Genomic DNA, 13,085 nt, shown 5'->3' on the forward strand with positions numbered 1-13,085 from the left:
AAACATCTCCCTTAATTTTTAAATGAATGTATTGGTGCTGGAATTCTTCCTCCTCTTTTAATAAATAATGAAGATGAATATTTATTAACCGGCATAACAAGTGCTCTACCTAAAAGTCCTCCAAATTCAACCATATCACCAACTTTACATCCTGGTGCAGGTATAACCCTAACTGCTGTTGTTTTATTATTTATCATCCCAATTGCTGACTCATCTACAATCATTGCAGACAATGTTTCAGCACTTGTATCTCCTGGAACTGCTATCATATCTAATCCAACATAACATATAGCTGTCATAGCTTCAAGCTTTTCTAAATTTAATGAACCATTTAATACTGCATCTATCATACCAGCATCTTCTGAAACTGGTATAAATGCTCCACTTAATCCTCCAACATGACTACTTGCCATTACTCCACCTTTTTTTACCGCATCATTTAAAAGTGCAAGTGCTGCTGTAGTTCCGTGTGTTCCTACAACTTCTAGTCCCATTTCTTCTAAAATATGTGCAACTGAGTTACCAACAGCTGGAGTTGAAACTAATGATAAATCAACTATTCCAAATGGAACATCTAATCTTTTTGACGCTTCTTTTGCTACTAATTGACCCATTCTTGTTCTTTTAAATGCAGTCTTATTTATAGTTTCTGAAACAACATCAAATTTTTATTATAATTTTATACTCATGAAATAAATTTGTCAATTTATACAATATTGATATAAATTTATATTTTTAATAGTATTATTTAATAATTATATATTCATTTTAATAAATAAAAAGTGGCACAAATTCTTGTACCACCTTTTTTATTTATTACTTATTTTTCTTTTTATTCTCTATATTCTCTTTCCATAATGGCTCTGCTCTTTTTGCCCAAGTTTTACCGTATTCTATTGTCTTTTCACATAAAGAATCAACATCTTCTGGATCAATAAATTCTGTTGATTTTGCTCCTGAATTCTTTACCATTTCTGCAATCTTAGGTGCATTATCTAATATTGGACATGGTCTAAATTGATTTTCATTAAATGGTTGATTCTTTTGATATTCTAAGAACAAAGGTTGTCCTAAAGCTTCTATTAATGATACATCTTTAATATTTGCACTTGAATAATGACAGAAAACACATGGTTCAACATCACCATTTGCGTTGATATGACAATACCTTCTTCCTCCTGCTATACATCCGCCTACATATTCTGCATCATGCCAGAAATCCATGTTAAATATTGGCTTAGTATTACGCCAAGCTCTTATAGTTCTATATAACTTTTCTCTTTGGTCTGGATTTGCCATTAATGATGTATCTGTTTTACATCCTATTGGCATAAATGTAAAATACCATGAAAAATATGCTCCCTTATCTATCATCAAATCTATAAACTCATCTGATAACACACTATCACAATTTGCTGTAGTAAAGCATGTTGAGAAACCAAAAGGTACATGATTTGATTTCATAAGATCCATAGCTCTCATAATATCATCCCATGAACCTTTTCCTCTTCTTCCGTCTGTTGCATCATCAAATCCTTCAACACTTATTGTTGGAACTATATTTCCAACTTTACATAAATCATCACAGAATTTTTGATCTATAAGTGTTCCATTTGTAAATATCATAAAAACACAGTCATTATGCTTTTTAGCTAACTTTAATATATCATCTTTTCTTACTAAAGGTTCGCCACCTGTCATAATATAAAAATAAATTCCAAGTTCCTTTCCTTCAGTAAATAACTTATCTAACTGATCATAACTTAAATTTAATGCATTATTATAATCAGCAGCCCAACAACCTATACATTTTTTATTACAAGCTGTAGTTGGATCTACTAATATAGTAAAAGGTATACTATAACCATACTTTTCTATATTTTTATCTATTTCTTCACATCCTCTAATAGCCGCATTTAATAAAAAGTTTGTAAAGACTGTTTCTACTATATGTGGATTTACTTCAGTTGCTATTTTGCTCATAAGCTTAACCCAGTTATTATTTTCTTCTTTTATAAATCCTTCTATAACATCATACTGTTCTTTATAAAGACCCTTGTTATCAAACTTTCTTACTAAGGAAACAATATTACCTAGATTTTTTTCTGGATTTTTTCTTAAATAATTAAGTAGTTGCTTTATTACTAATTGCTCTGCTTTGTATTTTGGACTTAACATAGACCTTTTCCCCCTTTTTAAAAAAGTAAAAACTCTCCTTATTTTATAAATTTATAATTCAATTTTACCTAATTATTTAACATTTTAAATGTACAATCTTACTTTTATGCTTATAAACATATACAAAAAGACAGCTTTGTAGCTGTCTTTTTACAAATTATATAAATTGTATAAATTTAATATAATTATATAAAATTTTCTATTATATTATCTAATGGTTGAGTTAATATAATTTCATATTTTTCTGCTAATTCTTTTGCTGGTATACTCATTCCATTTTCAATCCATTTATTTATTAAATATGTTAAGCCCCTAGCATAATATTCTGCTACATAACTTGGATTAAATATTTCATTTAAATTGCTATAATTTTTTTTACATTTTTTAAACAACTCCAAAAATACTTTTGTTGAATATTTAATCATAATTTCTTCAAAGGAATTTTGTCCTGTTACTTTTACAGCTTGAAAATAAAATTCTTTATTATTCTCAATTCTTGTAAACATATAAGAAATTGCTTCTTTTGGCATATTATTTTCAATAAGCATTTCAATTCCACTAAATATATCATTATGACAAATCTCTTCTAATAACTCATATTTGTCTGAGTAATGATTATAAAAGGTTGGTCTAATAAGAGACGCCCCATCAGTAATCATTTTTACTGTTATTTTTTCAAAGTTGTGTGTTAATATTAATTTTTTGAAGCTTTCTTGTAATGCTAAATGAACTTCCTCTCTCTTAATATTCATAATTCACCTACATCCATTATTTGCTTTTATTATATAATAAGTCCTTTATTACTTTTTAATCCCATTTATTATAATGTATCATATATGCTTTTTTTAGTAAAACAACCTTATTTAAGCTTAAATATATTCTTCTCAATAATACTTCTAATTAAATAAATTACTAACATTTTTCAGAAAGTATCTTTATTATAATTCTACAATAAACTTTAACTGCATTTATCATATCTAATTCATTAAAATCAAATTTTTCTGAATGATGTTCTCCTCTAAGTTCACTACCAAACATAATATATGATGCTTTTCCTCCATTTTCTTGAACCTTTTTCATCATATAACATATATCTTCGCTAGCCCCAAAATCTTCTTTTTCAATTATACTTTCATAATAATTTATTTCCTTTGCTATATTTTCAATTATTTTTATTAATTCATAATCACTTTCTCCACTTATTGATTTCCCTACACATTTAATATCAACATGTGTATCATGCATATCTGCTGAAGATTTTAAAATTCTTTCTGCATATTCTTGCATATATTCATTTAGATCAGTTGTTTCACCTCTAGTTTCTATTTCCATAAACGCTCGTCCTGGTATTACATTTCTTCCACTTCCAGCAACTAATTTTCCAACATTTATTCTAGTAGTTCCTTCACTATTTCTTGGTATTGCATCTAAATTTAAAACTGCTGTTGAAGCTGAAAGTAATGCATTATGTCCCTTTTCTGGAGCTACACCAGCATGTGAAGTCTTTCCTTTAAATTCTGCATTAATTTTAGTAGTCGCTAAAAAACCATCTGTCCCACATACTATTTCTTTAGATTTTCTTGCTTTTATTCCAATATGACCACCAATTAAATAATCTACATCATCTAAAACTTTTGATTCTGATACAGCAAGTGCTCCACTAACCCCTTCTTCTGCTGGTTGAAATATAAGTTTTATTTTTCCTTTAAATTTATCTTTAAGCTTTGAAATAACTTCTGCAACTCCTAATCCAATAGCAATGTGCCCATCATGTCCACATGCATGCATTACTCCATTATTTACAGATGAAAAACTATACTTAAAAGGTATATGAGAATCATCATTACTTTCACTTACTTTAACTGCATCGATATCAAATCTTAAGGCTATTGTAGGGCCTTCTCCATTTTCTAAAACTCCTACTACTGCTGTATACCCTCCTTTCATCCTTTTGGAAAGCTCTTTATATGCACCTTGTTTTATGGCCCTATTATAACCTTCATCTAAAGATTCTAAATTAGGAATATTCATTCTATACCTATCATTTATAAGTTCTTTTCCTATATAAACATCATATCCCATATCTATTAAGGCTTTACCTATTAAAGAAGCTGTTCTAAATTCCATCCATGCAATCTCAGGAAACTTATGAAAATCCCTTCTATAATTTATTATTTTATCTTTTATATCATTAACTAATTCTTCTATTAATTCATTCACTAAAAACACATCCTTAGTTTAATATTACATTTATTATTATGAATATAAGTAAAATTTTATTTATCTTTCTTTTAAATAAATATTTGTTATGTTTGATTACATTAAAAAGAAGATAATTTATATTTCTAAAATTATCTTCTACTATATTATTTTATTTTTATATGACTCCACGCTAATCCTAATTTTATTTTTCTAACTTGTTCTGGACTAATATTAAAATGTTCTGCTATTTCTGTTGATGTCATTTTCCCTTGAGTTGCTAAAACCTTTATTTTTCTAGCCTCCTTTTCAGTAAGTTTTGCTCTATTATGTTTTTCTCCTCTTTTACATTTTGATAACTTTTTTTTATGTTCTTCTGTAAATCCCTCTTTAGTTCTTTGATAATTAAGAGTTGGATCAAACTTTTCTATATATTCTTTAGACTTTTCTTTAAGTTTATCAGATTCTAATATTTCTAATATATCTACACTAACTCCTGAATCGCCTATATCATTATATAATTTTTTTAATTTTCTATTCATTCCATTATTATGCTCTAATTGTACTAATGTAGTTATAAAAGCCTTTGCTATAGAATTACCATAAGTTATATATGAATCTTCTTGTCCAATATTTATTTTTATTATTCCACTTGTATTTATTAAGTCAATATCTTTATACTTTTGTAAATCATTTATGTAGCTCTTATAATTTCTCATTTTTATCCCCCTAAATAATTACCTACAATATACCAATTACAATTTTACCATATTAACCTATTTTTTATAAAGCTTTGCTAAAATGTAATTTTAATTTTAAAATAAAAACAGACAACTTAAAATTGTCTGTTTTTTAGTATCAGCTTTAAATATATTATTTAAAACACTTTCCTATATTTAATACTTTTTCAACTTCTAAACAAATATATTTTGCTAATTCATCTTTAGATTTTTTTAGCATTTTATTATTATATTTAAAATATTTTTTTATTATACATATCATTGAATCTTTACTTTTAGATTTAAGTTCTTTTTCCATTAATTCTTTACTAGAATTATTGTATAAAATAAATGGATTTATCATCTCATTTTCATCTGTTATTTTTTTTAAATCCTTCATATTTTTTTTACTTATAGATATATCTATTTTATATTCTTCTCCATCATTAATTAAATTTAAAGCTTCTTTAAGTAGATTTAAAATATCCTTTTCTTTATTATTATAAAAACTTTCTTCTTCTCCTATTTTTAATAAACCTTCTTTTTCTAATTTATTATATACCCTTGAAACTGTAGACTTATTATATTCATTATTTAAATCTTCTCTTTTTTCTCCATTTAATAATCTTTCTTTTATCTCATATAATATACCTTTTCTACTCATATTTTAACACCTTTCCATTATTTCTCTAACAAAACTGTTTATTGTATTAAATTCACGCTCATATTTACCCTTTATTGTATTTTTACTTTCATCAAAATTAGATAAATTTGATATAATTGACCTATTTCCTATAACTGTATTAAATAACTTTGGTATATCACCATTATTACTTTGTATACTTAACGCTTCTTTTATAGTTGTATAAGGTTTATTATTTCTAAATCTGTTTATTATAACTCCAAGACCTTCTATAGAATAATCTTTATCTATCCTCTTAATTTCTCTAGACTTTTTATTAATCTTTTTTATTACTTGACTTAAACCATATGTTGATAATCTATCAGCAATTACAGGAATAATATAATACTGACTAAGATATATTCCACACATAGTTATTGCCCCTAAATTTGGAGGACAATCTACTAATATATAATCATATTCTTTCTTTAAATTTTTAAGTTCATTTTTTAGTATTGAAATTGAATTTTTTTCTTTATTTAACCATGAAACATCATCACAAATATCAATTAAATCTATACTAGATGGTAATATATCTAAATTTTCTATTCCTCCACCTATATTACTTACATTTTTTATTATTGATTCATTAATATCAAATGCTTTAGTATTTTCAATATTATCTAAAAATAATTGATGTATTGTTTTATTATTTTCATTAGCCTTACTCCATCTATCTTGACTAATAAGTAGTACAGTTGCATTTGTTTGTGGATCTAAATCTATAACTAAAACTTTTTTCTTATACTGTGATGCTAAAACTTCTGCTGTTGCTACTAATAGTGTTGTTTTTCCAACTCCCCCTTTAAGATTAATGAAACTAATTACTTTTGACATATTTATCTCCTAAAAATTGCTTAATTTAAATATTATTCATTAAAATATATTCTAAATAGTATAAATTATTTATTAATTTAAAAAAGTTTTTAATATGCTATATGAAGTTTATTTGTCTTCTTTTATTTTCTTATATATACTATTAGTATTGACATAAATTATTTTGGAGGTTTAAAACTTTATGAATAATAAACTAACAGCGGAAAATATAAAAAAATTAAGAGATGAATTAGAATATAGAATGACTGTAAAAAGAGCTGAAATTGCTAAAGAAAAATTAGTTGCAGCTGCCCATGGTGACAGATCTGAAAATGCTGAATATAAAGAGGCTTGTGCAAACTATAGAGAAAACGATAATAGAATTCAATATTTAATGACTATGATTTCAACTGCGACTTTAATAGATGAAGACGAAATTGATAAGTCAACTCTTGGAATTAATAGTAAAGCTAAAATTAAATTTGTTGAAGATGGTGATGAAGTTACAATAACACTTGTAACAACAATGGATTTAGACCCTGAGAATATGCTTATAAGTATTGAATCTGACTTAGGTAAAGCATTATCAGGTAAAAAAGCAGGAGACATAGTTGAAGTTAATGCTCCTGGAGAAAATTATACAGTTGAAGTATTAGAAATATTATAATAAAAACTATATAAAAATAGAATTCATTTATTTTATAGAACTATTTTTAATACTATTTATCTAATTTAAACTTATAAAAATATTTAAACTAAATAAAAATTATAAAGGGACTGTTTTAACAGCCCCTTTTATTTAACATTTAAACTAAATATAATTAGATAATATATTAAGAATAACTATACATAATATTATTCCAATAAATCCTGCCAAAGTTACTTTTGTCTTAAAGTATTTGCTCTCCTTTTTTCCTTTTAATATTTTAATTAAATTCCTAACAAATACAAAAACTACTAATGCAAATAATATCAAAAGTATTGGCATTTCTAAAATAATTGCAAGTCTAATGTATGTTACTGATATTATTGTATAACATACAAAACAAAGTATAATACCAATAATATATAGAACCTCCATTATTACTCCTTAAAAATTATTTCTTTCTATATATTATTATTTTAAAACTAAATTTATTAATTTACATAAGAGTAAACTTACTTTATTTTTTTAAATTTATAATATATTTTATTTTTACAAATTTTATTAAAATAAAGAGATAAAACATAAATATCCTACTTCTAAAATAACATCACCAAATCCATCAAATAAAAACTCTTTAACTGCTTCTTCATTATTTTCAATAATTCTTGAAAAAACAACTATATAATCTTTTACATCTTCAATATATATTTTCTCTTTATTATCAATACAATATTTTAAAAATACAACATATCTTATAAATAAATAATTAAGAATAATCATTTGAAAAGATATTGACGTATCTTCAACATTATCTTTTGCACAATTACTAATAATTTTAGATAATATACAATTTTCAATTAAATTATTATATTTATCAAATAAAATCTTAAATTCTTTCCATTTTGATGCAAGTACATTAATTTCAACTTCTTCGGAAAAGTATGAAATATGTTGTAAAAATTTATTAAACATAGGTACTTCTTTATAATTTTGTATAATATCTAAAAATAAATAATTAATTTCTTCAATTGACTCATCTATATTTAAAGTAATTTCTTTATATTTATAAAAAACATTCTCTATATAGTCTTTATCTTTATATTTTTCTATTTCTTCTAATATAATATTATCTAAATTTGAAACTTCTAAAATAGATGATAACATTTCAAAACATATAATTAGCTTATATTCTAAACTAAAATCTTCTTGTTTTATAATATTAATTAAAGTTTCTCTAATTTTAAATTCTAATAAATTATTTTCAAATTTAATAGCATTATCTGAATATAAATCTATTTTTCCCCTCATATCACTTATTATTTCTACTACTTCAGGACAAGAACAAGATAATGAAAGTTCTTTTCTATCATCAAAAACATTCTCTATTCTAGGAAACATATGACATGTTGAAGATAAATATCCTTCCCCATAATTTTTAACTATATAACATAACCCCTTTTTATCTAAAAAAGGACATGCTTCATAAGTAGATTTTTTTATTAAATAAGTATTTTTATTATCAATTTTCTTTACATTTTTTAAAATATACGTTGAATCACCTTTTACATTTTTCCATTTATCATAAGTAATACTATCTATACTTATATCCCAACCTTCGCAACATGTAAATTTACATTTATTAGCTACACACTTAAATTTATTATAATTTGAAATTTTAAATATATTATTTTCTTTATTCATATAACCTAACTCCATTTTTCTCTACTTAAATAAAACTATATTTTACTTATCATATAATATTTAAGTGAATTTATAAAAATAAGCTCACAATTAACTGTGAGCTTTAGTAATGCTTTAATTAAAATTAAAATTATATTTTTAACCTTGATTAGTAAATAATCCAGCTCCTTTTATAATTTCTTGTTCCTCAAATAAACTTGAAACAGCATCATTATAAGCATCTAACTTTTGTGCTTTTTTTATTTTTTTAGCGTATTTTTTATTATCTGAAAATATATGAACCATATATCCCCATAATTCCTTCATTCTAAATATAGCATTTCTATCTTCATTAAATAATTCCCTATATTCATTAAAAACTTCATCATGAAAATTCTTTAATATTTTTTTATCTATAAACACATTATTTTTAATTTCATTCATCAATCCTGGATTAGCAAGTATTCCTCTTCCTAACATAAATTTATTAACTTGATTAAATTCTTTAATTAATTTATCATTATCTTCTTTTGTAAAAATATCTCCATTATAACATATATCATTTTTACTTAATTTCAAAGCATCTCTAAATACTTCTAAATTAGGCTTGTTCCCATAAAAATCTTTTTGCGTTCTAGGATGAATAATTAATTCCTCCATAGGATATTTATTATAAATTTCTATAAGTTTATAAAATTCATCTGGAGTATCTTTTCCTATTCTAGTTTTTATAGAAATTTTCATATCATCTATTTTAAATATTTCCTCTAAAAATTTATCTAGTTCATCTCTTTTTGCTAAAAATCCTGAACCTCTATTTTTCGCAACAACAGTTCCTGATGGACACCCTAAATTTAAATTAATTTCATCATATCCTAATTGCTTTAATTTATTTGCAGTAAAAATAAATCCTTCTGAATCATTAGTAAGTATTTGCGGTACTATATTTATACCTTTATTATTTTCAGGTAATATATCTCTAAGTTCTTTGGTTTTAAGACTTCTACTATTATTTGGAACAATAAAAGGTGTAAAATATTTATCAATATTATCAAAAAACTTTTTGTAAGCATTCCTATATATATAACCTGTTATTCCTTCCATTGGTGCAAAATAATATTTCATTTATTTTCTCCTTTGTTGTTAATATAAACTATTATATCAACCTTCTTTTTTCTTATCCACATTATTTAATTCTTTTCTTTTCAATTTTATAAAATTATATTTTTAAATTATTAACTCTATTATTTAAACTTTTCTTTTTTTAAAGTAACTAATATAAATAAAACAGCAATAATATTTAAAATATCATTGCTGTTTCTATGTACTATTATTTTTATATGTATAATAAAATATAAATTTTTAATATGTTTTATTTTATATAATTAATCCAACAATAGTTGCTGTTAATATACTTACTAAGGTTGCACCATATAATAATTTTAATCCAAAACGTGCAACTACAGTTCCTTGCTCTTCATGAAGACCTCTTACTGCTCCTGAAATAATTCCAATTGATGAAAAGTTTGCAAAAGAGATTAAGAATACAGAAACAATACCAATTGATCTTGCTGATAAATGTATGCTTCCACTTTTTAATAAATTCATCGCAACAAACTCATTAGATACTAACTTAGTTGCCATTACACTAGCAGCTTGTATTGATTCATTAAAAGGTACACCCATTAAAAATGCAATTGGAGAAAATAAATATCCAAGTATTTCTTGGAAGCTAATACCAAAAATCCATTTGAATATCATATTAATCATAGCAATTATTGCTACAAATCCAACTAACATAGCAGCTACTATAACAGCTACTTTAAACCCATCTAAAATGTATTCTCCAAGAACTTCAAAAAATGTTTGTTTATTTTCTTCATTTACTACTAAAATATCTTCTTCTTCTGTTACAGTATAAGGATTTATAATTGATGCTATAATAAATCCACCAAATAAGTTTAAAACAAGTGCTGTTACAACATATCTAGGCTCTAAAAGAACCATATAAGAACCAACTATTGACATTGATACTGTTGACATAGCTGACGCACAAAGAGTGTACAATCTATGTTTAGGTAATAAGCCAAGTTGCTTTTTTACTGAGATAAATACTTCTGATTGTCCAAGTATAGCTGATGCTACAGCATTATAAGATTCTAATTTACCCATTCCATTAATTTTACTTAAAACTACACCTATTCCCCTTACTACAAAAGGAAGTATTTTTAAGTATTGTAAAATACCTATTAAAGCAGAAATAAAAATTATTGGTAAAAGAACACTAATAAAAAATGAGAATTGATCATTATTTACTAAGCCACCAAATACAAAATTTACTCCATCTCCTGCACATGTAAGCAATGATTCAAACCCATTTGCTATACCACCTATTAAATAATTTCCTAATTGAGTATTTAGTAATCCAAAACCAAATATAAATTGTAAAATAAGCATTATAATAACAGGCTTGTATTTTACATTTTTCTTATCACTACTAGCAACCCACGCAAGTGCCAAAACAACAAATAATCCTACGATTCCAATGATATATTTCATTTTTATCCTCCTTTTAAGTGCGACAACTTTAATATTACTATGTTCATCTATGTTAAAATAAATACACTTCACTTTTAGTAGATTGCTCTTTATTCTTTTATGATTTTTAACTTAAATTTAAGTATAATTTTCTTATTAATCAAAAATTAATCACAAACATTCTTATTATAAATTTATTATCAATATTTGTAAAGTATTGTTTTAAATTATATCAAAATTATTTTAATATAATTATATTTTATAAATAAATTAAATGTGTTTTTTAATATAAAAAAGAACTCTATTATTGCAGTAGAGTTCTTTTTACTATATATTTTTATTAAAATTTATTAACTTATATGAAATTATAAAATTACTTTTTTAATATACTAGTTGCTAATTAAAAATATATAATTGTTTGAAAATAAAAATAATGGAAAACCTCAATAAAAAGTTTCCCATTATATTATAAATTATTTGGTGGAGATGACGGGTGTCGAACCCGTGTCCGAAAGTAGTTTAATTCAGCTTTCTACGAGCGTAGTCTATATATTAAAATTCGCTTACATGAACGCCTACAGACAGGCATCATGTTCGCTAGCTTCATAAGTTCCGTTCCTAGCTCAAAGCTTTGCCAAGCTCGGTTCCCCACTAATAATGACACCAGACATCCCAAGTCGTGGGCAACCCGGGGCTGATGAGCAGCGTTTATTAAGCTGCTAGTGCAAAATTGTCTTCTGCGTTTATATTTAATGCATACTTTATTATCGAGGCACCATGCTTCCCTCGGCCCGCTTACCAAATCTCACTTACCCCCGTCGAAGCCAAAACATCCCCATGTTGTAAGTTTAATTTGTAAAACGCTATATTCAGTTTTGCTTTATGAAATAATTATATAGTACATAAACTTAACTGTCAACTTAGCATTCTTTTAAAAATTCTGCATATTAAACCAAAAATTTTTAATCATTTTTATTATTTCCTTTTTGTTTTATTTTTAAAGACTTATTGAAAAATTTTACATACTTAATTTTAAAAAGCTATTAAAACTATTATTTTAAATATAGTTTTAATAGCTGTAATTTATATTATTAAATTTTTACGTAATCTGCTGATACATATCCATATGAGCCTTTATATTTTATTTTGTGCCATCCTTTTGATGTTGATACTATTTCTACTTTACTTCCTCTACTTAAACTTCCTTTTATTGATGAGCTTGTTGATGCTCCACTTCTTACATTTAATGCACTTGCTGTTACTGTTCCTGTCTTTACTGTACTCTCTGGTTTATTATTGCTACTATTGTTATTTGATGAACTATTGTTACTATTTGAGGATGAATCATTTATTTTTACATAATCTGCTGATACATATCCATATGAGCCTTTATATTTTATTTTGTGCCATCCTTTTGATGTTGATACTATTTCTACTTTGCTTCCTCTGCTTAAGCTTCCTTTTATTGATGAGCTTGTTGATGCTTCACTTCTTACATTTAATGCACTTGCTGTTACTGTTCCTGTCTTTACTGTACTCTCTGGTTTATTATTGCTACTATTGTTATTTGATGAACTATTGTTACTACTTGAGGATGAATCATTTATTTTTACATAATCTGCTGATA

At 25.0% G+C, this 13,085-nt stretch carries 12 protein-coding genes, 1 other RNA gene and 1 pseudogene; 1 reads left to right on the forward strand and 13 read right to left on the reverse strand.

Translation table 11 applies throughout. The annotated features are described in order from the left end of the window. Positions 1-11 precede the first annotated feature (11 nt). The 7 genes and pseudogenes from AC4FQ1_RS08345 to AC4FQ1_RS08375 all read right to left on the reverse strand — a co-directional run. Positions 12-665, reverse strand: a pseudogene (locus tag AC4FQ1_RS08345) (DUF711 family protein); the annotation flags it as partial. Between the two features lie 151 nt (positions 666-816). Further along, positions 817-2,178 carry a radical SAM/SPASM domain-containing protein gene (locus AC4FQ1_RS08350; RefSeq protein ID WP_491149035.1) on the reverse strand — a complete coding sequence of 454 codons (1,362 nt, stop codon included), beginning with the start codon at positions 2,176-2,178 and terminating at the stop codon, positions 817-819. Positions 2,179-2,363: 185 nt separating this feature from the next. Then, positions 2,364-2,930: a TetR/AcrR family transcriptional regulator C-terminal domain-containing protein gene (locus AC4FQ1_RS08355; RefSeq protein ID WP_303129548.1), complete on the reverse strand. Its 567-nt coding sequence runs from the start codon at positions 2,928-2,930 to the stop codon at positions 2,364-2,366. 160 nt (positions 2,931-3,090) lie between these two features. Further along, positions 3,091-4,398 carry a M20 family metallo-hydrolase gene (locus AC4FQ1_RS08360; RefSeq protein ID WP_491169452.1) on the reverse strand — a complete coding sequence of 436 codons (1,308 nt, stop codon included), beginning with the start codon at positions 4,396-4,398 and terminating at the stop codon, positions 3,091-3,093. Between the two features lie 146 nt (positions 4,399-4,544). After that, positions 4,545-5,096, reverse strand: coding sequence for a hypothetical protein (locus AC4FQ1_RS08365; protein ID WP_491149038.1), 552 nt, complete (start codon positions 5,094-5,096; stop codon positions 4,545-4,547). Between the two features lie 154 nt (positions 5,097-5,250). Continuing rightward, complete coding sequence (locus AC4FQ1_RS08370) at positions 5,251-5,760, reverse strand: hypothetical protein (protein ID WP_491149040.1); 510 nt, start codon at positions 5,758-5,760, stop codon at positions 5,251-5,253. A gap of 3 nt (positions 5,761-5,763) precedes the next feature. Beyond that, complete coding sequence (locus AC4FQ1_RS08375) at positions 5,764-6,615, reverse strand: ParA family protein (RefSeq protein ID WP_491169453.1); 852 nt, start codon at positions 6,613-6,615, stop codon at positions 5,764-5,766. A 181-nt stretch (positions 6,616-6,796) separates the two neighbouring features. Between AC4FQ1_RS08375 and AC4FQ1_RS08380 the strand changes: the two genes are divergently transcribed. Then, positions 6,797-7,261: a GreA/GreB family elongation factor gene (locus AC4FQ1_RS08380; RefSeq protein WP_303131083.1), complete on the forward strand. Its 465-nt coding sequence runs from the start codon at positions 6,797-6,799 to the stop codon at positions 7,259-7,261. A 144-nt stretch (positions 7,262-7,405) separates the two neighbouring features. On the opposite strand, the gene AC4FQ1_RS08385 is transcribed toward AC4FQ1_RS08380, so the two are convergent. From AC4FQ1_RS08385 to AC4FQ1_RS08410, 6 genes are all read right to left on the reverse strand, one after another. After that, positions 7,406-7,675, reverse strand: coding sequence for a hypothetical protein (locus AC4FQ1_RS08385; RefSeq protein WP_491149043.1), 270 nt, complete (start codon positions 7,673-7,675; stop codon positions 7,406-7,408). Positions 7,676-7,801: 126 nt separating this feature from the next. Next, positions 7,802-8,941, reverse strand: a complete 1,140-nt coding sequence (gene fliB / locus AC4FQ1_RS08390) for a flagellin lysine-N-methylase (RefSeq protein ID WP_491169454.1) — start codon at positions 8,939-8,941, stop codon at positions 7,802-7,804. Between the two features lie 138 nt (positions 8,942-9,079). Continuing rightward, complete coding sequence (locus tag AC4FQ1_RS08395; protein WP_491169455.1) at positions 9,080-10,045, reverse strand: tRNA dihydrouridine synthase; 966 nt, start codon at positions 10,043-10,045, stop codon at positions 9,080-9,082. A gap of 252 nt (positions 10,046-10,297) precedes the next feature. After that, positions 10,298-11,479, reverse strand: a complete 1,182-nt coding sequence (locus tag AC4FQ1_RS08400) for a NupC/NupG family nucleoside CNT transporter (protein WP_491169456.1) — start codon at positions 11,477-11,479, stop codon at positions 10,298-10,300. A 457-nt stretch (positions 11,480-11,936) separates the two neighbouring features. Next, positions 11,937-12,295, reverse strand: a transfer-messenger RNA (tmRNA) gene (ssrA, locus tag AC4FQ1_RS08405). Positions 12,296-12,549: 254 nt separating this feature from the next. After that, positions 12,550-13,085, reverse strand: a 536-nt coding sequence (locus AC4FQ1_RS08410) for an SH3 domain-containing protein (RefSeq protein ID WP_491169457.1), incomplete at its 5' end; no start/stop codon positions are given.

Source organism: Clostridium sp. TJA020 (assembly GCF_058310295.1).

Bases quoted from the DNA above. Each gene is read 5' to 3' on its own strand.
- AC4FQ1_RS08375 (WP_491169453.1), bottom strand. From the start codon at position 6,615: ATGTCAAAAGTAATTAGTTTCATTAATCTTAAAGGGGGAGTTGGAAAA.
- AC4FQ1_RS08365 (WP_491149038.1), bottom strand. From the start codon at position 5,096: ATGAGAAATTATAAGAGCTACATAAATGATTTACAAAAGTATAAAGAT.
- AC4FQ1_RS08395 (WP_491169455.1), bottom strand. From the start codon at position 10,045: ATGAAATATTATTTTGCACCAATGGAAGGAATAACAGGTTATATATAT.
- AC4FQ1_RS08350 (WP_491149035.1), bottom strand. From the start codon at position 2,178: ATGTTAAGTCCAAAATACAAAGCAGAGCAATTAGTAATAAAGCAACTA.
- AC4FQ1_RS08385 (WP_491149043.1), bottom strand. From the start codon at position 7,675: ATGGAGGTTCTATATATTATTGGTATTATACTTTGTTTTGTATGTTAT.
- fliB (WP_491169454.1), bottom strand. From the start codon at position 8,941: ATGAATAAAGAAAATAATATATTTAAAATTTCAAATTATAATAAATTT.
- AC4FQ1_RS08380 (WP_303131083.1), top strand. From the start codon at position 6,797: ATGAATAATAAACTAACAGCGGAAAATATAAAAAAATTAAGAGATGAA.
- AC4FQ1_RS08370 (WP_491149040.1), bottom strand. From the start codon at position 5,760: ATGAGTAGAAAAGGTATATTATATGAGATAAAAGAAAGATTATTAAAT.
- AC4FQ1_RS08400 (WP_491169456.1), bottom strand. From the start codon at position 11,479: ATGAAATATATCATTGGAATCGTAGGATTATTTGTTGTTTTGGCACTT.
- AC4FQ1_RS08355 (WP_303129548.1), bottom strand. From the start codon at position 2,930: ATGAATATTAAGAGAGAGGAAGTTCATTTAGCATTACAAGAAAGCTTC.